Source organism: Chryseobacterium polytrichastri, from assembly GCF_900142445.1.
Classification (GTDB): Bacteria; Bacteroidota; Bacteroidia; order Flavobacteriales; family Weeksellaceae; genus Chryseobacterium; species Chryseobacterium polytrichastri.
In genome coordinates this window covers 144,654-167,995 of sequence record NZ_FRAV01000005.1, presented here as the reverse complement: position 1 = coordinate 167,995, position 23,342 = coordinate 144,654, and the positions used below count along the sequence as shown (strand labels likewise).

At 33.8% G+C, this 23,342-nt stretch carries 22 protein-coding genes; 11 read left to right on the top strand and 11 right to left on the bottom strand.

Features of this window, described 5'->3' with window-relative positions:
* Positions 1–167: 167 nt before the first annotated feature.
* The 4 genes from BUB80_RS04735 (at position 168) to BUB80_RS04720 (ending at position 3,465) form a co-directional block, all read left to right on the top strand.
* Positions 168–1,016: a DUF5777 family beta-barrel protein gene (locus BUB80_RS04735; protein WP_073291463.1), complete on the top strand. Its 849-nt coding sequence runs from the start codon at positions 168–170 to the stop codon at positions 1,014–1,016.
* A 1-nt stretch (position 1,017) separates the two neighbouring features.
* Positions 1,018–1,368 (top strand): cytochrome c, encoded by a 351-nt coding sequence (locus BUB80_RS04730; RefSeq protein WP_073291412.1) that lies wholly within the window; start codon positions 1,018–1,020, stop codon positions 1,366–1,368.
* Positions 1,369–1,388: 20 nt separating this feature from the next.
* The gene (locus tag BUB80_RS04725) at positions 1,389–1,931 is read left to right on the top strand and encodes a YceI family protein (RefSeq protein WP_073291410.1); all 543 of its coding nucleotides are present in this window, start codon (positions 1,389–1,391) and stop codon (positions 1,929–1,931) included.
* 250 nt (positions 1,932–2,181) lie between these two features.
* Positions 2,182–3,465: an alkaline phosphatase family protein gene (locus BUB80_RS04720; protein WP_073291408.1), complete on the top strand. Its 1,284-nt coding sequence runs from the start codon at positions 2,182–2,184 to the stop codon at positions 3,463–3,465.
* Positions 3,466–3,569: 104 nt separating this feature from the next.
* Here BUB80_RS04720 and BUB80_RS04715 read toward each other — a convergent pair whose 3' ends face one another.
* Positions 3,570–4,448 (bottom strand): NAD(P)H-binding protein, encoded by an 879-nt coding sequence (locus tag BUB80_RS04715; protein WP_073291406.1) that lies wholly within the window; start codon positions 4,446–4,448, stop codon positions 3,570–3,572.
* A gap of 80 nt (positions 4,449–4,528) precedes the next feature.
* Between BUB80_RS04715 and BUB80_RS04710 the strand changes: the two genes are divergently transcribed.
* From BUB80_RS04710 to BUB80_RS04700, 3 genes are all read left to right on the top strand, one after another.
* Complete coding sequence (locus BUB80_RS04710) at positions 4,529–4,897, top strand: winged helix-turn-helix transcriptional regulator (protein ID WP_073291405.1); 369 nt, start codon at positions 4,529–4,531, stop codon at positions 4,895–4,897.
* A 522-nt stretch (positions 4,898–5,419) separates the two neighbouring features.
* Positions 5,420–6,259 (top strand): hypothetical protein, encoded by an 840-nt coding sequence (locus tag BUB80_RS04705; RefSeq protein ID WP_073291403.1) that lies wholly within the window; start codon positions 5,420–5,422, stop codon positions 6,257–6,259.
* Between the two features lie 57 nt (positions 6,260–6,316).
* Positions 6,317–7,156, top strand: a complete 840-nt coding sequence (locus BUB80_RS04700; RefSeq protein WP_073291401.1) for a hypothetical protein — start codon at positions 6,317–6,319, stop codon at positions 7,154–7,156.
* A gap of 265 nt (positions 7,157–7,421) precedes the next feature.
* On the opposite strand, the gene BUB80_RS04695 is transcribed toward BUB80_RS04700, so the two are convergent.
* Positions 7,422–8,474, bottom strand: a complete 1,053-nt coding sequence (locus BUB80_RS04695; protein WP_073291399.1) for an NAD(P)-dependent alcohol dehydrogenase — start codon at positions 8,472–8,474, stop codon at positions 7,422–7,424.
* A gap of 24 nt (positions 8,475–8,498) precedes the next feature.
* Positions 8,499–8,903 (bottom strand): cupin domain-containing protein, encoded by a 405-nt coding sequence (locus BUB80_RS04690; RefSeq protein WP_073291398.1) that lies wholly within the window; start codon positions 8,901–8,903, stop codon positions 8,499–8,501.
* 130 nt (positions 8,904–9,033) lie between these two features.
* Here BUB80_RS04690 and BUB80_RS04685 point away from each other — a divergent pair, with 130 nt between their 5' ends.
* Positions 9,034–9,936 (top strand): helix-turn-helix domain-containing protein, encoded by a 903-nt coding sequence (locus tag BUB80_RS04685; protein WP_073291461.1) that lies wholly within the window; start codon positions 9,034–9,036, stop codon positions 9,934–9,936.
* 307 nt (positions 9,937–10,243) lie between these two features.
* Positions 10,244–11,584, top strand: a complete 1,341-nt coding sequence (locus BUB80_RS04680; RefSeq protein ID WP_073291396.1) for a carboxylesterase family protein — start codon at positions 10,244–10,246, stop codon at positions 11,582–11,584.
* Between the two features lie 235 nt (positions 11,585–11,819).
* Here BUB80_RS04680 and BUB80_RS04675 read toward each other — a convergent pair whose 3' ends face one another.
* From BUB80_RS04675 to lpxK, 6 genes are all read right to left on the bottom strand, one after another.
* Complete coding sequence (locus BUB80_RS04675) at positions 11,820–13,292, bottom strand: alpha-amylase (protein WP_073291394.1); 1,473 nt, start codon at positions 13,290–13,292, stop codon at positions 11,820–11,822.
* Between the two features lie 44 nt (positions 13,293–13,336).
* Positions 13,337–14,431, bottom strand: a complete 1,095-nt coding sequence (dinB, locus tag BUB80_RS04670) for a DNA polymerase IV (RefSeq protein ID WP_073291392.1) — start codon at positions 14,429–14,431, stop codon at positions 13,337–13,339.
* Between the two features lie 42 nt (positions 14,432–14,473).
* The gene (locus BUB80_RS04665) at positions 14,474–14,932 is read right to left on the bottom strand and encodes a GNAT family N-acetyltransferase (protein ID WP_073291390.1); all 459 of its coding nucleotides are present in this window, start codon (positions 14,930–14,932) and stop codon (positions 14,474–14,476) included.
* Positions 14,933–14,936: 4 nt separating this feature from the next.
* Entirely contained in the window at positions 14,937–15,455 is a 519-nt protein-coding gene (locus tag BUB80_RS04660) for a TlpA family protein disulfide reductase (protein ID WP_073291388.1), read from the bottom strand.
* A 106-nt stretch (positions 15,456–15,561) separates the two neighbouring features.
* Positions 15,562–16,374 (bottom strand): purine-nucleoside phosphorylase, encoded by an 813-nt coding sequence (locus BUB80_RS04655; RefSeq protein WP_073291386.1) that lies wholly within the window; start codon positions 16,372–16,374, stop codon positions 15,562–15,564.
* Positions 16,358–17,383, bottom strand: a complete 1,026-nt coding sequence (gene lpxK, locus BUB80_RS04650) for a tetraacyldisaccharide 4'-kinase (RefSeq protein ID WP_073291384.1) — start codon at positions 17,381–17,383, stop codon at positions 16,358–16,360. The genes BUB80_RS04655 and lpxK overlap by 17 nt, the downstream gene beginning before the upstream one ends.
* A 130-nt stretch (positions 17,384–17,513) precedes the next feature.
* Here lpxK and truA point away from each other — a divergent pair, with 130 nt between their 5' ends.
* Positions 17,514–18,248: a tRNA pseudouridine(38-40) synthase TruA gene (truA, locus tag BUB80_RS04645; protein ID WP_073291382.1), complete on the top strand. Its 735-nt coding sequence runs from the start codon at positions 17,514–17,516 to the stop codon at positions 18,246–18,248.
* 222 nt (positions 18,249–18,470) lie between these two features.
* Positions 18,471–20,231: an ABC transporter ATP-binding protein gene (locus BUB80_RS04640; RefSeq protein WP_073291380.1), complete on the top strand. Its 1,761-nt coding sequence runs from the start codon at positions 18,471–18,473 to the stop codon at positions 20,229–20,231.
* Between the two features lie 87 nt (positions 20,232–20,318).
* Here BUB80_RS04640 and BUB80_RS04635 read toward each other — a convergent pair whose 3' ends face one another.
* Together BUB80_RS04635 and BUB80_RS04630 are read right to left on the bottom strand one after the other, a co-directional pair.
* On the bottom strand, positions 20,319–20,657 hold the full coding sequence (locus tag BUB80_RS04635) for an FEKKY domain-containing protein (RefSeq protein WP_073291378.1): 339 nt from the start codon (positions 20,655–20,657) through the stop codon (positions 20,319–20,321).
* Between the two features lie 309 nt (positions 20,658–20,966).
* Positions 20,967–23,288, bottom strand: coding sequence for a DUF5686 family protein (locus tag BUB80_RS04630; RefSeq protein ID WP_073291376.1), 2,322 nt, complete (start codon positions 23,286–23,288; stop codon positions 20,967–20,969).
* Between the last annotated feature and the right edge of the window lie 54 nt (positions 23,289–23,342).

The window sequence follows — 23,342 nt, the reverse complement described above, 5'->3', positions numbered from 1 at the left end:
TTTTTATCTTCTATTGATGATTTTTTTCTTTAGTAAAATTATTTCATAGTATTTTGTTATTGAGTATTGTTTTTTTTTATTCTTAAAATCAAGCATATACACTAAGTGTGTTTTCTCAAATAATTTTTTTTAATATCATTGTTTTAAACTTAAAACAAAAAATGATAATGAAAAAAAAGTACTTTTATACAATATTGTTTTTTTCAAGTTGGTCGTTCGGTCAAGAAGACCTATTGAAAGAAATTGATACAGTACAAAGTAAGAAGAGTGTAGAGATTTCGCCTCCTGCATTTAAAGCCTTACAGATCGTAACGGGGCAATCTACTAAACTTGTTTCAAAAAATGAATGGTACATTGTTATTGCCCATCGATTTGGTGATGTAAGTACGGGGTTTAAAGATTTCTTTGGTTTAGATGCTGCTTCAACTAAATTGGGAGCCATTTATGGTGTTACCGATGGTATTTCTGTAAGCCTATCTAGAGAAACCAATATGAAAACATTTGAGTTGGGTGCTAAATACAGACTTCTCCAACAAAGTGATCACTTTCCTGTAGATGTTGTTGGCTATAATGTTATAGCAGCTAATACACAATTTAGTAAAGATACTTACCCTAATCTTAGATTTAGTGATAGACTTTCCTACCTCTCTCAAGTATTAATATCGAGAAGAGTAAGTGATCAATTTTCAGTGCAGTTAACACCTTCCTATGTTCATAAGAACTTATATGAACCAACTATAGAAGGAAAAAATCAATTTTTAACAGGTTTGGGTGGTCGCTATAAGATTTCAAAAAGAGTATCTGTAAATGCGGAGTATTTTGTAAATTATGATAATCATAGTTTTTATAAAAATCCACTGTCATTAGGTATGGACGTTGAAACTGGCGGGCATATTTTCCAACTTGTTTTTAGTAATTCTCGTCTTAATTCTGATATTGGCTATTTAACAAATGTAGTTGGAAATTGGGGGAAAGGGAATATTTATTTTGGGTTTAATCTTTATAGAGTTTTTTAATATGAAAAAAGTAATAAATATTGTATTGTTTTCTGTGTTCTTAATATCATGTGATAGTAGAACTTTTGAACAAATATCTGATACAACACCAATTAATGATATAGTAAAATACACGGTAGAAGTGGAACCTATTATTAAGGAGAGATGCCTTGGGTGCCATTCTCCAGGTGGTCCTGCAGCTTTCCGCCCTTTTACCAATTACAATCAAGTAAAAGAACATATTGATAATATTATTGATAGAATACAAAGGCCAAATGGTGCGCCTGGAAGAATGCCTCCGGGAGGGGCTTTATCTCCTAGCCAAATCAATACATTTATTCAATGGAAATCAGATGGTCTTTTAGAAAATTAATTATATTAATAATAAAATGTATGAAAAAAATTATTATAGCGACATTGATATTTATGGTAAATCTAACTTTTGCCCAAAAATATCTTTCAAAAGAAGGAAAAGTGAGTTTTGAAGCGTCTGTACCACTTTTTGAAGATGTATATGCTTTAGATAAAACAAATGTTGCTGTGTTAAATACTGATACTGGAGAATTAGCAACATTATCTGTTGTGAAAAACTTTAAGTTTAAAGTAAAATTAATGGAGGAGCATTTTAATGAAAGTTATGCTGAATCTGAAAAATATCCAAAGACAAGTTTTAAAGGAAAAATTCAAAACTTTGATAAGAATAAACTTTCAGCAACACCTCAAAAATATACAGTAAATGGGATATTAAATTTTCATGGTGTAAATAAAGAAGTCTCATCTATTGCAAATATATATACCAAAGATGGTAAAATACTTATGCAGGGAGCTTTTTCAGTTAAGCCGGTAGATTATAAAGTTACAGTTCCTAAAATGGTTACTAAAAAAGTGGCAGAAAATGTAAAAATAAAATATGATTATATTTTGACAAAGCAATAATAAAACATACAGATTGATCTAAAAAGCCACTATTCAGTGGCTTTTTTTATGGAAATTAAAACATTATATTTTCAGATAGATTAATCTTATTGATAATAGATGATAAAACCAAGTAGGAAATTCATCTTTTTAAAGTATTCGGTAAAAGTGATTCTTTCGCACTAATTTAAAAAATGCTTTTAATGTTTTTTTAACTTTAGAAACTTTTTTGTGTAATGTATGGAGAGTACCTTTGCTGAAAATTTTTATAATGAAGCGTGGATTACATTTTTTAATGCTTTTGATGTCATTAGCGGTTGTTGCTCAAAAAGCGCCTGTTGATACTGCTCAGATAGTTATTCCTAATCGGTATAATACGGTGGAGGCGCAAACAAAACCTTATGTGATTATGATCTCTACAGATGGTTTTCGATATGATTATGCTAAAAAGTATAATGCTGAAAATCTTTTGAAATATTCAAATGAAGGCGTTCAGGCAAAAGCAATGATCCCGAGTTATCCGAGCATTACTTTTCCCAATCACTGGAGTTTGATTACTGGATTATATCCTGCTCATCATGGTTTGATCGATAACTTTTTTTACGATTATAAAAGAAAGGAGACGTATGCCATGAGCGATAAGAAAAATGCAGAAGACGGAAGTTGGTACGGCGGTACACCGCTTTGGGGATTGGCTGAAAAACAAGGAATGATTTCAGCTTCTTTAATGTGGGTTGGGTCTGCAACTGATGCAGGCGGAAAAAGACCGACTTATTATTATCCTTACCACGAAAAATTTACGCCTTCTGAAAAAGTGGATAAAGTGATTAACTGGTTAAAATTACCAATGGATAAAAGACCACACTTTATTTCATTATACTTTCCTGAAGTGGATGGAAGCGGACATCACTTTGGCCCAGAAGCTAAAGAAACGGAAGATGCTGTTCATTTAATTGATAAAGCAATTGGAGAATTGGTTCAAAAGGTTAATGATTTAGGTTTGAAAAACGTCAACTTCGTCTTTGTTTCAGATCATGGAATGATTAAAGTGGATGGAGGAACACCACTTGAAATTCCTGCGTTGCTTTTAGATAAAAACAGATTTGATTATTATAATTCTCAAACCTTATTGAGAGTGGTAGTGAAGAATCCTTCCGAAGTAAAATCAGTATATAAAGAATTGGAATCTCATAAAACGAATGATTATGAAGTTTATTTAGATAAAAAGCTGCCGAAATATCTTCATTTTGGAAGTAAAGATGATCGATACAACAGAATCGGACAAATACTTCTAATTCCAAAAGCTCCAAAGATATTTTTAGAAAAAGGGAAGAAAACATCGGTTGGAAAACATGGATATAATCCAAGGCTTGTTCCTGAAATGAAAGCGACTTTCTTTGCTTGGGGACCTGAATTTAAAAGCAATGTTGTGATTGATGAATTTTCGAACGTAAATGTTTATCCTCTAGTAGCTAAAATTTTAGGATTGAAAATTACCCAACCCATCGATGGAAAATTTAAAGTACTGAAAGAGACTTTGGAAGATAAAAAATAATTTTTAGATTGAAATTATAACTAAAGTTTAGTATAAATAACAATTTTCGGCGAGCCAAAGGCTCGCCGAAAATTGTTTATAAAACGACATAGGAAAAATAATCATTAGAATTTTAATGCAAACTCTTTAGCAAACTCCTCTAATTTAGTTTCTCCTTCAACAGGCGAACCATGCTCCAGAAAATCTTTTTGAACAATTCCTGTTCTAACGCCTCTTCCCATTTCAGTATATAATTCAGCCATTTCCTTAGGAAGTCCGGCTTGTAACATTCCGTTTAGAGAATCTTGATCTTTGAATTCAACCCAAGGAAGTTCTGGCTTTCCGATGGCAGTACCGAAAACTTTTGCAAAATCAGAGGCTGGACGAACATCACTTACAATATATTTTATAGTCTTGCCTTCAGAATCTTTTACTAATTCTTCTGCAGCAGCCTTTGCAATATCAATTGGATGAACTAATGGAACACTTGCACTTTCAGGATAATTAGCACCAATGATTCCAGCATTTTGAATTAAAGGAATGTCATTAAAGAAATTAATGTAGAAATATCCTGCTCTCAAGAAAGTTACATCGGTATTTTCTAGATCGGAGTATAATTTTTCAATATGATGAAGTCCTTTTATTGGACCTGTTTCTACAGGAGATTCAGCACCGATGCTGCTGAGCATAACTACTTTTTTAACGCCTGTTTTCGAAATGGCTTCAGCATAATTTTTTCCTGCATTAATGGTGTTTTCTACAATATCCACTCCACCCATGTTGGGAGGCGTCATCAAGAAAGCTGCATCTGCATTTTCAAAAGTGGTAACTAAGAAATCTACATCTGTAATAGAACCGATGGCAGCTTTTGCTCCTAAAGATTCAATTTCACTTTTTTTAGATTCATTACTGCTGATTACAGTGATATGATGACCTTCTGCAATAAGTTGTTGAGCTAGTGGTTTCGCTACATTTCCTAACGAACCTGTGATAATAATTTCCATAAGTAATATTTTTTTATTTCTGATAACAAAGGTATATTTGTACTTACTTTTATACAAGTACTTACCCTAAAGTATGTATCATGACAGCCATTAAAGAAAGCTCTACGATTCAGCAGAATAAAAAATATGCATTAGACAAATGCCCTGTTACCTATGTAATGGAAAAGATTGGAGGGCATTGGAAACCGATTATTTTATACCAACTCTCGAACGGTGATAAAAGATACAGTGTTTTGAAACGGGCGATTCCAGCTGTGACAGAAAAAGTACTCATTCAGCATCTTAAACAATTGGAAGCAGATGGTTTAGTGATCAGAATTGCAAAACCTGTAGTTCCTCCTCATGTTACCTATGAATTAAGTAAAGCGGGTAAAGGATTAATTCCCGTTATCCATCAAATGGCAGAATGGGCTTTTAAAGATATGGATGGTGAATATAAAAGTGAATAATTGAAAAGAAAGTAACATCAGCATTTTTAAAATCTATTAATTAGGAATGGGCTGTAATCAATTTTTAAAATTAAAACCATCCATCTGGCTTTATCCCAAAAATTAAAATATAATGATATTGCTGCCCTAAATGAAATACTTTTATTTGACCTACTATTTTGTAGATTTTTGTACATAAATAGACTAAATCTTAACTTTTTGATAATCAGTTTTTTACAGTGTTATTATTGATAAAGTATTATTTTGTATATTTATCCGCAATTTCATTCTAGAAAAATAAAAAACACAATCCTTAAATTAGTTTCAATATGTTTATATGTATTGCAGGATTAAGTAAGCTAGTCCAGCCAAACTGAATTATTAAGTACACGCTCCTAATTTGTTTGTATTATTTATTTAGATATATGTAAATAAGTGGATAGGTTAATTTAGGTTTAAGTACTTGGCTGTTATCTAAGATCACAAATCTATTTTTAAATTTTGCCTAAAAAAAATAATTTTACACAATTTTAAAAAAACATTATGAAAAGAAAAATAATTGTTGCTTCTTTATTTTATTGCGTATGCTTATCTGCACAGGTTGGCATAAATACACGAATGCCCACGGCGACTCTTGATGTTGTTTCATCAACAGCAGCCCCCGCAAATAAAATTTTAAATATTCAGAACAGTAGGACTTCAAATGCGAATAATATCACCATATATGAAGACAGTAGGAGCTATGTTGGAAGACCTGATAATATTACTCCTGATGTGACAAATGATGCATTGGTGAATCTTTATGGTTGGACAGGTCGTTCAAATCTGAAACTAGATAATGTTCCTTCTACTCAAAACCAACGTGCAGGTTTTGCAAGGCCGGGAGTAGATTATAACCATTTATCTCCTGCTTATATTGATATAAACGGACATGTGGTGAAAGCTTATGATCCTTTTTCTAACACCGTAACTGCATCGAATTTTGATGGAATCTATGTAACCCCTAATAGCACTGCTGGTATTAGTATTGTAACGGTAGACAGTTTTGGTCTGGTCACCTTTAAAGTGGGCTCAGGATTAGTTTTCGGTACTCTAGGGGTTGGAAATAATATTTTGGCTACTGTAAACTTTGATGTCAATACAGGTTTCTCTTATTCTGATGCTATGTCAGGGAGTGGATCTGATGGTACCCGTTATCCTATGACTGTTACTACAACAAGTAATAACAGCAATTCGATTGCTTCTTATACGGCAGATATTACTTTTAGCTTTCCTTCTGGTCCCAATCTTGTATTTTTCTATCAGAATGGTTCAATATTTGTCCGAAATACAGGGAGTGGTAGCATTTCAATTGTTATAATGGAATCCAAACGTTACCAATAGTCTTGTTTCACTCACGCTTATGAAAAAATAATTTAATACAATTTTAAAAAAAACATTATGAAAAAAAAGCTAATCGTTATTTCTTTATTCTATTGCGTATGTTTATCTGCGCAGGTTGGTATAAATACCCCAACACCCACAGCGACTCTTGATGTTGTTTCATCAACAGCTGTTCCCACAAATAAAATTTTAAATATTCAGAACAGCAACGCTTCAAATGCTAATAATATCACCGTGTATGAAGATAGTAGGAGTTATATCGGAAAATCAGATAATATTACTCCTGATGTGACAAATGATGCATTGGTGAATCTTTATGGTAGGACAGATCGTTCAAATCTGAAACTAGATAATGTTCCTTCTACTCAAAACCAGCGCGCCGGTGTTGCAAGGCCCGGAGTAGATTATAACCATTTGTCTCCTGCTTATATTGATGTAAATGGACATGTGGTGAAAGCTTATGATCCTTTTTCTAACACCGTAACTGCATCGAATTTTGACGGAGTCTATGTTACCCCTAATAGCACTGCTGGTATTAGCATTGTAGACATGCCTGCTTTTGGTCTTGCTACCTTTAAAGTGAGTTCAGCATTAGTTTTCGGGACTGCTGGAGTTGGAAGTAATATTTTGGCTACTGTAAACTTTGGTATTAATACAGGTTTTTCTTATTCTAATGCTATAGCGGGGAGTGGATCTGGTAGTACACGATATCCTATGACTGTTACCACAACAAGTAATAACAATAGCTCGGTTGCTTCTTATACGGCAGATATTACTTTTAGCTTTCCTTCTGGTGCTAATCTTGTCTTTTTCTATCAGAATGGTTCAATATTTGCCCGAAATACAGGGAGTGGTAATATTCCAATTTCTATAATGGAATCCAAACGTTATAGATAATAGTCATTACTAAAAAAGTAGGGAATCGAAAATTATAAATGGATAGAGATAAGCGGATGAAAAAATGAACAAAATAAGAGTTTGTTAAGCCCTCTCTTAAACTGTAATCTAATACTTGCTCATAAAGTATTATTGTAATCTTTAATCACCCCTTTCAGGAAATTTAATTCTAAGGGGTGTTTTTACTTACAGTCTACGAGGTTATACGATGTAAAACAGGCTCCCAATGTAAGAGCCTGTTTTATTAAAATGTTTAAAAAAAGAATTACAAAGATTTCATATCAATCACGAAACGGTACCTCACGTCGCTTTTCAACATTCTTTCGTATGCTCCGTTGATATCTTGCATGTTGATCATTTCAATTTCAGATACGATATTGTGTTCGCCACAGAAATCAAGCATTTCCTGAGTTTCAGCAATACCACCAATTACAGAACCTGCTACAGATTTTCTTCCTAAAATCATTGGAACGGTGTTCAAAATAGGCTCCAAACCTCCTAAATATCCAACCAAAACAAGTGTTCCGCTGATATTTAAAGTCGTAACATAAGGGTTAACATCGTGTACATAAGGAACGGTATCGATAATCACATCAAATTTTCCTTTTACAGAATCCATTTGAGTATCATCAGTAGAAATTACCACATGATCAGCGCCTAATTGTTTAGCATCCTCCGTTTTGCCAGGAGTTCTTGAGAATAAAGTAACTTCAGCACCTAAACCTTTTGCCAGTTTAATAGCCATGTGACCCAATCCTCCAAGACCTACAACAGCCACTTTAGAACCCGGACCAACGTTCCAGTGCTTTAATGGAGACCAAGTTGTGATTCCTGCGCAAAGAAGGGGAGCAACTGCCGCAAGATCTAAGTTTTCAGGTACTTTTAAAACATGATTAGCATCTACAACCACTTTTTGAGAATATCCTCCGAAAGTATGACCTCCCAAATGTTTATCTTTTCCGTTATAGGTTCCTGTGAAACCGTTTAAACAGTATTGTTCAAGATCTTGTTTACAGCTGTCGCAATGTCCGCAAGAATCTACGATACATCCTACACCTGCTAAATCTCCTACTTTAAATTTAGAAACATCGCTTCCTACTTTTGTAATTCTTCCTACAATTTCGTGTCCCGGAACTGCCGGATACATGGTTCCGCCCCAGTCGTTTCTTGCCGTATGAAGATCAGAGTGACAAACGCCACAATATAGAATTTCAATTTCTACATCGTTAGGAGTTGTATCTCTTCTTTCAATATTCATTTCTTTTAAATCTGCCGTCGTAGACTCTGCTGCGAACGCTTTTACGGTGAATGTGCTCATTTGATTTTTTTATTTAAGTTTAGTTTATAAATTGTTGTATTCTTCGTCAGTCACCGGTTCCATCCATTCTACAATCCCGTTTTGAGTATTAGGATTGATGGCAATATGGGTGAATTCACTATCAGGACCAGCTCCATGCCAATGAACGATATTAGGAAGGATGTTAACAATATCTCCAGGGGTTAAAACCTGAGCAGGCTTTCCTTTTTCCTGATAAAATCCAGTTCCCGAGGTTACGATTAAGATTTGTCCACTGCCATGAGAATGCCAGTTATTTCTACAGCGCGGTTCGAAAATTACATTCCCGATCTGGCAGTTAAGTTCATCTGCGTTGGGTTTTAAAATTTGTACCCAAGCGGTTCCACCTGAAAAATATTCAGAGGGTGCCTTTTCTCCCTTAGGAAAAATAGAAGTATTAAATGTTTCCATAACAGTGCAAAAGTCGATACTTTTAAAAGAACAATACTTATATAAATTACTGAATGATGTACCAATTTTACCGACAATCTAAAAGGTACGAAAGAAAGTGGTAATTTTGAATAAGATTAAAATGAAATTCATGGAAAATCAAGAAGTTGAAATTTATAATAGCGTTTCGGAATATAATAAAATGGCGAATCAGGAAACCTTACATCCGATGGTAAGTGTGATAGATTTTTCAAAATCTGATCCTATTAGCCAGCATAAAAGAACATTTGGTTTTTATACTGTTTTTTTGAAGGATGTAATGTGCGGAGATATGTTGTACGGTAAAAATAGTTACGACTATCAGGAAGGAACATTGGTTTTCATTGCTCCCGGTCAGACGTATGGAATTTACAATAAAGGAAAACAAATTCAGCCGGCAGGTTTTGCTTTACTATTTCATCCGGATCTTATCAAAGGAACCAATTTAGGAAAGAACATCAAAGAATATTCATTTTTCTCATACGATGTACATGAAGCGTTACATCTTTCTGAAAAGGAAAGAGAAATTATTTTAGAATGTTTTAAAAATATCAAGCTAGAGCTCGACCAGTCAATTGATAAACACAGCAAGTCTTTAATTGTTAATAATATTGAATTGTTTTTAAATTACTGCATGCGTTTTTATGATCGTCAGTTTATTACGAGAGATCATATCAATCAGGGAGTTATTGGCAAGTTTGAAAACCTTTTAGATGAATATTTAAAATCTGACAAGCCTAAAAATTTGGGTTTTCCTATGGTTAATTATTTTGCAGAGCAGCTTAATCTTTCGGCAAACTACTTCGGAGATATTATTAAAAAAGAATTGGGAATTTCTGCTCAGGAGTTTATCCATAATAAATTGATTGATGTTGCGAAAGAACAGATTTTCAATCCTGAAAAGTCGATTAGCGAGATCTCTTATGATCTTGGATTTAAATATCCACAACATTTCACTCGCTTATTCAAAACTAAAGTTGGTGTTTCTCCAAGTGAATATAAGATGTTGAATTAAGTTTTTTTAAACACTAATTTCACTAATATTTTTCACAAATAACACGAATCTACAATCTATAATTTAAAACTTTGAGCTCTTCGCTAAGTGAAACGCCTTTGAGAACTTAAAACAGTTAGTTGTTTAAAATCCTTGTGTTAAAAATAAAAATACATTCAAATAAAAGCTTTTTAAGCATAAATTCTCATTAATGAAAATTCGTGCTTAAAAATTTGTGGTATTTGTGTTTAACTAAATAACAAAATTTGTAAATTGTATTTGAAAAACAGCTTAAAGTCTATTGCTTACTACTTAAAGCCCACATCAAATGACAACACAACAAAATATCGGAACCCACACCTTTCATTCCTCTTTTGGGAAAATTTTAGCCTTAAAAGAAAATGGTATTTTAAAAGCAAAAAGTATTCGTTACGCCCATTCTGAAAGGTTTCAGAAACCTGTTCCTGAAAAACCGTCATCGTCGGAAATCGTTTTTATGGATAGAACACCTGTTTGTCCACAAAATATAAGTCCGTTATTAGAAAAAATGATTGGGAAAATAGATCTCGATCTTTTTGAGGTGGAAGAATCAACACAATATTTATCAATTTATCGACCTGAAAATATTGGGCAAAATGAAAAATTACCTGTTGTTGTATGGATTCATGGTGGATCTTATGAAATAGGCTGTGGTGATTTATCAACTGCTGATCCTACCGATTGGGTAAAAGAACAAAATATTATTGTGGTCACAGTTTCTTATCGATTAGGATTTTTCGGTTTCTTGGGTGGAAGTGAAAAAAGACCTGCTAATTTGGGATTGTTTGATATCATTGAAGCGTTGAAATGGATCAAAACTTACATCAATGATTTCGGTGGTGATCCTGAAAATATTACCCTTTTAGGACAGTCTTCAGGCGGTGATGCTATTGCTCATCTGATGATTTCTGATGAGGTTGAAAACTTATTTCATAGAGTAATTATTCAAAGTGCACCATTAGGGCTTCGAAATAACCGTCAGAAAATGCTCACTGAATTTTTAGCAAAAACAGAAAAATTCACAGCAGATACGGATCTTTTAGAAATTGTAGAAAACTATAAAAATTTTGTACCATCCTTCTTTAAATATGGACTAAAAGCTGCCATGCCTTTTGGTGCTCAATATGGTTTTCCTCCTTTGTGTAAGGAAGAAGAATCTATAGAGAAATGGAAACAAAGCGCTAAAAAATATGATGTTTTAATAGGTATTAATGAAGATGAGACCTCATTTTATATAAAAGCTTCAGACTCGATGAATAAATATCTTGACCATGGTTTTGGTAAAAAAATCATCAGTAAAACCATTCGGACAACAACAGAAATTATTTATGGAAAGCCTACTCAGTCTTTTGCTGAAAGCTTTGCGGAAGCGGGTGGAAATATTTATCTATTCAGAATTCATTCCCGATTGATCAACAACTTTTTTGGGGCAGCACATGCATTTGACCTTCCTCTGTTATTTGGAAATGAAAATGCATGGAAATCTTCAGGATTATTAAAAGATGTTCCGTGGAAATATATTCATGAGAACGGACAAATACTAAGAGGTCTTTGGGCAGAATTTGCCCGAAACGGAAACATTTCAGAATCTTCTGAAATGCCTTCTATGCTGGAACTCCGAAAAGTTTAGTTTTTGAATTTAAACACGAATAACACAAATTTATTGTAGTTATCCTTGAATTTTTACCATTAAGATCTTATTTAGAAGTGAAGAATATTAAGTTTAGCTTCGCTTGAAGACTTAAAAATCTATTTGATTTTTCTTAATTATACTTAACTTCTTCCATATTCTTAATGGTTTAAAAATTTCTTAATCTATAACTTTCATTAATTATTTACCAAAATTTAAATAAGTCGTAAATATTTCATTCAGGAATCCAAACACTCACATTCCCCGCAGGGACAAGGAAGTTTCCAAATCCATTTTCATCAATGGTTACTTTATCTTCAAACCTTCCGAGAACATCGTAAAAGTTTTGTCCAATATATTTTTCACCCATTTCCATTGGTTTGTTGTAGGCTTCTTTATTGCTTAAAACGACAGCACAACCTTGATGTTCATCATCACCTTCACGCACCCAACCCAAACAGTTGGCATCTTCAAAATAATCTTTTTGAGTACCGTATGCATTGTTTTTTCGGGCTTTCAATAATTCTTCAATACCATCAATCTTATTTAAAAATATTTCCTGATCATTTCCTTCTTTATCTTTATCGATGTAATGAGCACCAAATAGATCGGGATAAAAAATACAGGGATATCCGTTTTCTCTCAACAAGATTAAAGCATAGGCGAGAGGCTTGAACCATTCATCAACGGGAGCTTCCAAATCCTGTAAAGGCTGCGTGTCATGATTATCAACAAGACTTACAGAATGCAGCGGATCAGCCTGAGTAAGCGTTTCATCAAAGATTCTTCTCAAATCGTAATCGCCACCTTCTTTGGATGCCGTGTGAAAATTATTTTGCAATGAGCTGTCGAATAAACTCATGGCACCTTCTGTAACTTCAATGTATTTTTGAAGCAAGGCCAAATATCCCGGGGCCCAATACTCACCAACCGCAAAGATGTTTTTTCCGGAATTGGAGCGGAGTAAGGTGAGCCATTCTTTATAAAAATCAAAAGAAATATGTTTTAAGGCGTCCAGTCGTACGCCATCAAAATCAGTTTGATCAAAATACCATTTTGCCCAATTGTTGAGCTCTTCACGAACGTGAGGATTACGATGTTCTATATCATTATACATGAGATAATCGTAATTACCTTTTTCATCATCAATCATTTCTTCCCAGTCGTTTCCGTATTCAGACTGTATTTTGAAAATATGAGAATCCATTCCTTCAGCATAATCTACGCCGCTGAAGCAGGTGAAGTTCCATTCAAAATCAGAATACTTTTTCCTTCTTCCCGGAAATGTAAATTTGGTATACGATTCTATTTCAATAACATCAGAAATTATTTTTTCTCTGTTGTTTTCATCCACTTTTACGGCTTTGAATTTTTCCAATTCATCACCGCCGGCTTTATGTCCCAAGACAATATCAACAATGATCTGGATGTTTTGTTTTTTCAAAGCTTTAATCGCTTTTGTGTATTCGTCCTTCGTTCCGTATTTTGTTTTGGTGGTTCCTTTCTGATCAAATTCACCTAGATCAAAAAGATCGTATGCATCATAACCGACCGAATAGCCACCATTTGTTCCTTTATAAGCGGGAGGGAGCCAAACGGATGTAATTCCTAATTCAGATAAATAGTTCGCTTGTTTCTCTGCTTCTTTCCATAGTTTTCCGTCTCCTTCAGAGTACCAGTGAAAAAATTGAATAATCGTTTGGTTCATGTATTGTAATTTGGTTTATACAATGTAGTGAAATTTATTCACTATTAATTTTCAAATTCTTCAAACGGTATTTTTAGTTGAATAGAGACCTGCTTTTTTTCCTCTGTATTAAGGTGAGAAAGAGATAATCCTAATAATCGAACGGCTTTATCAAATGGGCGAAGTTCCCAAAGTTTTTTAGAGGTTTTAAAATATTCTTCGGGAGAACTGAAGTATTCTTCTTTCGTGATACTTCTTGTAAATAATGAGAAATCTTTATATTTAATTTTTAAGGTTAAAGATCTTCCGAGAATATTATTTTTCTGTAATCTCTGATGAAGTTCTGCACTTAAACTTTCTAACTTTTCATTGATTTGCTGTTCATCAAATAGATCTTCAAAAAATGTTCTTTCTACGGCAACGCTTTTCTGAATGCGATGAGGTTTCACTTCAGAAGTATGGATTCCACGGACAACATTGTAATAATAGCCTCCTGATTTTCCGAATAAACTTACAAGTTCCTGCAAGGTTTTTTTCTTTAAGTCTTTGCCTTTAAAAATCCCTAGCGTAAACATTTTATTGGCGGTAACTTTTCCTACGCCGTAGAATTTTTCAACAGGTAATTCTTCCAGAAAACCTTCGATTTTATCGGGGTGAATGGTTTTTTGTCCGTTTGGTTTATTAATGTCCGAAGCAACTTTTGCTAAAAATTTATTAATAGAAATTCCGGCAGAAGCGGTGAGTCCCGTTTCTTCAAATATTTTCTGACGAATCTCTTTCGCAATCTGATTTGCTGATTCTATTCCTTTTTTGTTTTCGGTGACGTCAAGATAGGCTTCATCTAAAGACAAAGGTTCAACCAGATCGGTATACTCATGAAATATTTCCCGAATTTTTTTTGAAACTTCTTTATACCGCGCAAAATGAGGCGGAACGAAAATCAGATGCGGACATTTTTCTTTTGCCGTTTTACTGGGCATAGCAGAACGTACGCCAAATTTCCTGGCTTCATAGCTGGCAGCAGAAACCACACCACGATGTTCACCTCCTACGGCAATAGGTTTTCCTCTTAAAGCAGGATTATCATATTGCTCCACGGAAGCATAGAATGCATCCATATCAACATGAATAATTTTGCGAAGGGGAAAAGGAAAATCCATATCACAAAGATATGGATTCATTTATTTTTAATAATCGAATTATTACGCTTTCAATCGCATCGTAAGAAGTAGTGGTTCAAAACCTGCTTTTTCATAAGCTTTTACGGCAGATTCATTTTGATCATAAACATCCAGTCTGATTTCTGAAATACCTTTATCTTTTACCCAAGCAATGAGTGCATCTACAATTAATTGATTGACTCCTTTTCCTCGATGTTCGGGTTTTACAAACATAAAGCCGAGATAACCATATTCTTTAAAGCTATTATAATCTTTTTCAGACTGCTTAATCAAAGCATATCCTGATGCGATAATTTCATTATTTTCCTCAACCACCACTAAATGGGTGTTTGGGGAAAGAATAAGAGCATGTAAATCGTAGTAGTGAATTTCACCCTCTTTTAAAGTTTCATTAAAAGGTCTTTCTGAAGAAACAATACCTTGCTCAAACTCTAAAAGTATTTCTAAATCCTGTTCTATGGCTTCTCTTACAATCATCATTTATCTATTTTAAAAGCTTGTCTATGGTTTTCTGAATTTCAGGATCTTCAGGAGAAATAGCATAATATTTTGCGATTGCAGATTTTTGATCAATTACCATGTATCTTGGAATCCAGTTTAGATCGATGTAATTATTGAAATCATTTTTCCAGCCAGAAGAGAACCAGTAGTTTTCTTTGTCTTTCATTTCGAATCTTTCCAGACTTTTATCAAACCCTTCTTTTGATCGGTCTAATGAAAGGAAAACAAAATCAATAGTATTCTTGTTTTTTTCTTCTAATTCTTTAGCTTTGGGAAGGGCATTTAAACAGTCTCTACACCATCCGGCCCAGAAATCAATCACCAAAACTTTTCCTTTGTGCTGATTAAGAATCTGTTGAATGGTAACGCTTTTGCCTTCTTCATTTTCTACTTTCTGTTGTAAAGCTTCTTTAGAAAATTTAGTTTTAAGAACGGTTGGGATTTTTTGAGAATATCCTAATCCGAAAATACTGATCATTAGTAATAGTAATAACTTTTTCATTTTTCAATTACATTTAATGCAAATCTAAACAATGAAACGCAATTGGAGATTGGTTTCTTATTAATTAGTAAAAATTTAAGAGATTGAGAATTTCTATAAATGCTTATTAGTAAGTTTTCACTAAACCTTTTACAACCGTGATCACATTTGGGATTGCTTTATTGGCAGCATTCAGTACTTCTTCGTGAGAAACGGCTAAAGCAATATCCGGTCCGCCAAGATCGGTAATAATGGAAACACAGAAAACATCCATTCCCATGTGTTTGGCAACAATCACTTCGGGAACAGTACTCATTCCGACCATATCACCTCCGATGGCTTTGATCATTCCGTATTCTGCAGGAGTCTCAAAAGTAGGACCTTGTAACGCAACGTAAACTCCCTGTTGAAATTTTATGTTGTTTTCAATACATACTTTCTCGGCAAGAGCGATCATGCTTTTATTGTAAGGCTCGCTCATATCAACGAAACGAGGACCAAAAGAATCAATATTCTTACCACGAAGCGGATGTTCAGGCATCATATTGATATGATCTTTTACAATCACCACATCTGCAACGCTGAAATTAGGATTTACTCCACCACAAGCGTTCGAAAGAATTAAATTTTTAATGCCTAATAAATGAAAAATTCGGATAGGAAAAGTAACGGTTTCAATAGCATGACCTTCATAATAATGAAAACGGCCGCTCATCATCAATACTTTTTTGCCTTCCAGAATTCCGTAGATTAATTTTCCACCGTGACCCACAACAGTGGTTTGAGGAAAATTAGGAATGTCTTTGTATTCTAATACATGAATAGCTTCTACCTCGTCTTGAAGGTTTCCCAATCCAGATCCTAAAACAATCGCAAAATCAGGAATATCCTGAATCGTAGTTTTAATGAAATCAGCAGTTTGCTTAATTTTTTCTAACATAATCTAAGATGATTTGGTTGAATTCCTCTTTCTTGTCGATCACTACATTAATAGGCCAGTAGTAAACGATGTCTCTAAGATAATCAAAGGATTTCAAACGAACATAATCTTTCTCAGTAGTTAAGATCAATTTGTATTCACCTAATTTTTTATATTCAGCAACAATTTTTTTAATATCATCATCTGTAAAGTTATGATGATCTCTGAATTTTAAATGCTTTACTCTTTGTGAGAATTTAGCTAAATGTTCTAACAAAGGTTTTGGATTGGCAATTCCTGTAATTAACAGAATATCATAATAATTCAGGTTGTTGTCAGGAAGCATTTTTTCTTTTCCGTACACATTTTCGTCATACCCAATGGATGAAAAGAATACTTTCTGGGTACGATCCGGTCTGATTCTGGAAATGTAATATTGCTTGGTTTCTTCCGTGAGTTCATCAGGGCATTTGCTGACCATAATGATGTCTGCTCTTTTATAACCGATTCTTGATTCTCTTAAATCTCCTGCAGGAAGCAAATGATCTCTAAAGAAAGGATCATTAAAATCGGTCATTAGAATATTAAATCCAGCTTTGATGGCTCTGTGTTGAAAGGCATCATCCAATACTAACACGTCCAGATCCATATCTTCAATAACTTTCTTGGCTCCGGGCACTCTTTCTTCAGAAACAGCGATTACAAAACGGTTTTTGAAACGTTCAAATAATTGCATCGCTTCATCACCTACCGTTTTATAATTACTTTCGTAATTCGTTACGTCATAGCCTTTTGTGAGTCTTCCGTAACCACGTGAAAGCACACCCGTTCTGTAATGTTTAGACAGATATTGCGCAAGATACATCACCATGGGTGATTTTCCGCTTCCGCCCACAGAGAGGTTGCCGACATTAATTATCGGAGTTTTGAATTTCGTAGATTTTAAAATTCCCAGATCATACATTGTGTTTCGGATACCCGTTACCATATGATAGCCGAGGGAAAAAGGATAGAGGTACCATCTTTTCATACGCCTACAAAAATAGGAATTTTCAGAATTAATTGGCTTATTATTAACAATGATTTTTCAATATTTATTTTGAAAAATGAGCTTATGATTATTATAATTTAAAGTATTTTTGTATCGTTATTTTATTACATTGAGGTATTTTATAGAGTTTTCCTATAGCGGTAAAAATTATTTTGGTTATCAGATCCAACCAAATGCTATATCGGTGCAAGAAGAATTGGAAAAAGCACTTTCCACGATTTTAAGAGAAAAAATTAAAACTACTGGCGCAGGGCGAACAGATACAGGCGTTCATGCCAAGAAAATCTATGCGCATTTTGATACAGAGCAGGTAATTAGTGACCAGCTTTGTCACAGACTTAATGGTTTTCTTCCGGCGGATATTTCCATCAAAAGAATTTTTGAGGTAAGAGACGATTTTCATGCACGTTTTGATGCTACTTTCAGAACGTATGAATATTATATATCGATGGAGAAGAATCCGTTTACCCAAGATTCTGCTTGGCAACATTGGAGAAAGCCTTTAGATATTGATAAAATGAATGAAGCCTGCAAGATCTTATTTGAGTATGAAGACTTCACCAGTTTTGCAAAACTCCATACCGACAATAAAACCAATCTTTGTAAAATGTACAAAGCAGAGTGGGAGCAGAACGGAACGGAATTGAAATTCACCGTTTCTGCCAATCGTTTTCTTCGAAATATGGTACGTGCTATTGTTGGAACCATGGTTGAAGTAGGTTCAGGAAAGATAAAACCTGAAGATCTGCGCAAGGTTATAGAAAATAAAAACCGAAATTCCGCCGGAACTTCGGCGCCTGCACAAGGCTTGTTTTTGGTTGACGTGGGGTATGAATTTGATTAAATAGTCCAATATCATACAGCCTATTATCTGAGACAAAATTCATTGATAAAAGACAATCATTTATTTTTTAACTCGTTGAAAAGAGATCATTAATATTCATAACATAAATAACAGGTATCTGATATTTTCTATGAGTATTTGATGAAGTTGTAAAGGCAGAGAAATTTTAAAGTCTTATTTTTGCAAAAGAATTTTATTTAATTCCTTTCTTCAATTCGTACAATGAAAAAACAAGATACCTGGGAAATTATCAAAAGATTATTCTTCATCGGGATGAAATTCCGTTCGTGGTTTATCATAACGTTGGTGATTTCTATATTTCTTTCTATCGTTTCTACTTATAGGCCATACCTTACCATGCAGGTGGTAGATAACGATATTACCAAACTTCACGATAAGGCTTTGATGATGAAGCATATCTATATTTTGGTAGGTTTGGTTTTTGCCGAAACAGTTTTAAACTTCTTCTTAGTCTATTTCTCCAATTATATTTCTCAGAACGTTATCAGAGATATCAGAGAAAGATTATATGCTAAACTGATCTATTTCAGAACTTCGTTTTTTGATAAAACCCCAATCGGACAACTCGTAACCCGCGCTGTTGGAGATGTGGAAACTATTGCAACTGTTTATACAGATGGTTTCCTGATGGTTTTCGGAGATATTTTGAGAATCGTTTTTGTCTTGGTGATGATGTTCAGTACCAATGTTCATTTGAGTTACATCACGCTGGCTATTTTACCTTTAATGGTTTTCATTACAAGATTCTTCCAAAAAAGATTAAAGAAAGCGTTTGGCGATGAAAGAAATTGGACTTCGAATCAAAACTCTTTTGTGCAGGAAAGGCTGGCGGGAATGCCTATTATTCAAGTGTTTAACAGACAGAAGGCTGAATATAAAAAGTTTGATGATATTAATATTACCCTGAAAGGAGCGTTGTTGAGAACTGTTTTTATTTTCTCATTATTCTTTCCTGTGGTTGAACTTATTTCCTCACTTTTCATTGGGTTTATTCTGTTTTATGGAGGGTATATCACGATTAGTGCCGGGGTAGTTATCGCTTTTATTCAATATATTTCGATGTTGATTCGTCCTTTGAGACAAATCGCAGACCGTTTCAACAATATCCAGCGTGGAATTGTAGGGGCTGAAAGAGTATTGGGCTTGATGGATGAAGACTATGCCATGCCGAACAACGGAAAAGTAGAAAAAGATCATTTTGATGGTAAAATTGAATTCAAAGAAGTTCGTTTTGCCTACGATGAAAAACAGGAAGTTCTTAAAGGAATTGATTTTAAAGTAAATCCGGGAGAGACGGTAGCCATTGTTGGAGCCACCGGAGCGGGGAAATCTACGATTATCAGCTTGATCACAAGATTGTATGATATTAATTCCGGAGAGATCTTTATTGATGATGTGGAACTTAAAGATTATGAATTATATAATTTAAGAAGTCATATCGGAGTGGTGTTGCAGGATGTTTTCTTATTCCACGGAAGTATTTTTGAAAACCTTGCTTTTGGAGATGATAGCATTACATTAGAAAAAATAAAAGCAGGCGCCAAAGAAATTGAAGTGGATGATTTTATTGAAAGCCTTCCTGGAGGATACGAATATGTGGTGAGCGAAAGAGGCTCGTCTATTTCCTTAGGACAAAGACAATTGTTATCTTTCTTAAGAGCGTATTTATCTGATCCTAAAATTTTAATTCTTGATGAAGCAACCTCTTCTATTGACCACGAAAGTGAAAAATTGATTCAGAGAGCAACCGAGAAAATTACTAAAAACAGAACCTCTATTATTATTGCCCACAGATTATCAACCATTGAAAAAGCAGATAAAATTATTGTGATGGAACATGGTAAGATTGTGGAGGAAGGCAAGCACCTTGAATTATTAGATCAAAACGGATATTATTCTACCCTTTATAAAGCTCAACTAAGACATGAAGTAGAGGAGAGTGAGACGGTTCAAAATAATTAAACTAAAATAATTGATTGTTTAAAAAATAAAAAAGATACTTTTAAAAAGTATCTTTTTTATGCTAAATAGTTGATGAACAAATTGATTTTATAATCCATAAGGGATAATTCCTAAGTCTTTTTTCCAGGCTTCACCATATTTCTGGGTTAGCTCTTTTGCTAAGGCTAAATTATTTTTTTCTGCCTGTTTTGAAAGTGTAGGGCTGATCACGCAGTTTTGATAGACCACATCTACGTTATATTTTTTTCGGAAGTCTTGGTGGTTTTTAGACATGATTCCGAACTGAATAAAATGAGGAAGAATTTCTGCTGACCTTTTTCCATTCTTGTCTTTAATCGTCACTTTTACCTCATCGTTTTTCTGTGCAAAGCATACTCCAGAAATAGATACCATGATCAATAAAAGAAATAATTTTGAGTTTTTCATTGGCTTTATTTCTATAATAGATGGGGAAATAGAGATAAAGTTAAATATGAGCCTGTGTTTAAAATAATTAAAAATTTAACCACAAAAGGAGCGAAAGCTATTGTTTAAGCCTTTAAAGTTTGGACATTTTGAAAACAAAGTTTGCAAAAGGGTACTATTTCTACTTCGCTCATTATCATGACATTTTTTAACTTATGTGTTCTTATCAGCAGTTTTGTATTAAACTTAAAATAGCTAAAGTGTCAAAAATCTTTTGTTACCTTTTGTGGTAAAAAATATGATTAGTAAAAATAGACGTTTAAAGTTTATTTAGAATCCAGGTGAAAAACCAAATCTCACTCCAAAGTTCGGCGGCGTGATACCAAACACCTCGCCAATTTTACTTCTCCAGATAAAATCTACTCTAAACGGACGTAGGTTTCCATAGCCGATATTTTCAATTCCAAAACCGTATTCACTATACATTTTATTAGGAGCAGCATAAATTATGGAAGATCTGTTGATATCTATATTATTTTGTGAGATACTTCCATAGGCAAATCGGTAAAAAATAAAGCTTCTTAATTTTAGTTTATTAAGTAAAGGAATTCTATTCAAAATAAATCCGTTAAAATGATGTTCCAGATTTCCCATAATATAAGAGTCTGTAACAAAATTATAGTAGTTAAGCAGTGAAAAAGTTTTAGAAACTACGGATATACTTTGATTGGCCGGAACCGGACTTAAGAGAGAAATAGGTACCGTATTAAATGTTTTCCCCATTTCTACAGATGCGGTTAAACGACCGAAATTGCTTAAAAAGAAGTTTTTCTCAACGGAGAATTGAAGTTTATTGTAATCAAAATCACTATTTAATATGCCTTTATATCCTTTGGTATATTTCAGCAAGATTGTGGTATAAGGTAGTTTTCCAAATTTTTGCTCTGCTCCATATCCGTATACATTTCTGCCCGGCGTATAAATTAGGGTTACATTCGTTGTGAAATCAGTAAGTTTATTGTGAATCTCAGAGGTATTGGGAAGAACATAATCCATAGAAAATGCATGAGGATCTGCCGACTGTATTTGTTGATGCACTCCGGAAATATTTAAATGTAAATTTTTATCGAAGGCTAAATCAACATTAACGGTATTTCTCATCACATTCGAAAGATCGTAATTTTTACCACGGGTAATAAATGAAGTTTTGTTTCTTGGCAACAGGTCATTTGGATCCAGTAATTTACCTGATAACTGTAAGTTATCTCTAAGATGGGAAGCACCGATAACAATTCTTGGTTGCGAGCTTAGTAGATAAATTCCCTCTGCACCATATTTAAATTTATGATCTCTATTTCCGTATGCTCCGTAAAAAGTTAATCTGAATTTATCATCCTCGGTAATAAAAGTCCTGAAACCCATGCGCAACCTTAGGCCTTCAACATCATTATTAGATACTGTATTCCATATTGATCCAGCCTGTAATCCTTTAAAAAGATCTAGATATCCTGTAGAAAAAACATTCACTACACTGGTGATACCATGTACTCTTGCATTTGATTTTAATCCTCTTATGAGTTGCAACGTTTCCTGTGTGTTTTTGCTTAGTCCTAAAGATTTTTGCCAGTATTCATCATTCTTTTCGAATTGACCTGAACGGGTTTGCACTGTTTTTTCTTTATAAAAAGATGCTTCTTTAGGTTGATTGAGCTGGTATTCGTATTCATTGACCTCTTTTTTTACATAGGCTCCCATTTCATCTTTTCTCTTGGAAATTAGGGTGAAATTTCCTTCATATATACTTTTTTCGGGAAGGTAAATTCCATCATTTGTTTCCGAATAATATTTTTCAATAGACAGATCACGAACCAGACTCATATTGATCTGCTTGGTTGTTTTCATCAGAATCTCAGTAATGGCAAATGCTTTATCTGCAACGTTAAAATGCCCTTGGAATAAAAGATCTTCCGGGTTTTTTGGAAAAAAATGGATGATATAAATTTTTTGATCTGCTTCGGTGATAGAATCTTTTAATATATAATTGTATACGCCATAGCCTCTTGTTGAAAGCGGACTTACAAAGGTTTTGTCTAAAATTTGAATGTCATCTTCGTACGGATTGATCGTTGTGAAAGTTTGACTGAATCTTTCTACACCAAAACCTCTTCCTACTTCATTTAAACCTGATTTTCTTTCTCCTTCTATATCTGTTTTTTCCTCGTTTTTGTGCCCATAAATCCTTTCACTAAGTTCATTGAGGAATATAGGAATGGTAATTTTTTCTTCTGACTGATCTCCTTCTATCGATGCTTTACGCAGTGCTGCATAATCATTTCCTAAGATTTTTTTAGCAATAACGCTGTCTACGTTATTTATTCCTATGTTAACGGAGGTATATCTTCTGTAATCATAATAGTCTAAAGACTGAATGTTATTCCTTTCTTTATTTTTCCAGATGCCCTGTAATACTTTATAAGCAGGATTGTCTTTTTTTGATAAGCTTTTTCTTGGCTTTCCTGTGATTTTAATTTCCTGTAAATCTTTTTGCTTTGTTTTTCGATCATCATTACCTGTTTCTTTGATTTTCGTCTGGGCATGGAAAAAGAGAACTAGAAAAGTAAAAAGAAAACTTATTTTATATTTTTTTATCATGTATAAAGAAGAGTGTAAAATTGAATTTTGTATACAATAACAGATTCAGCAAAT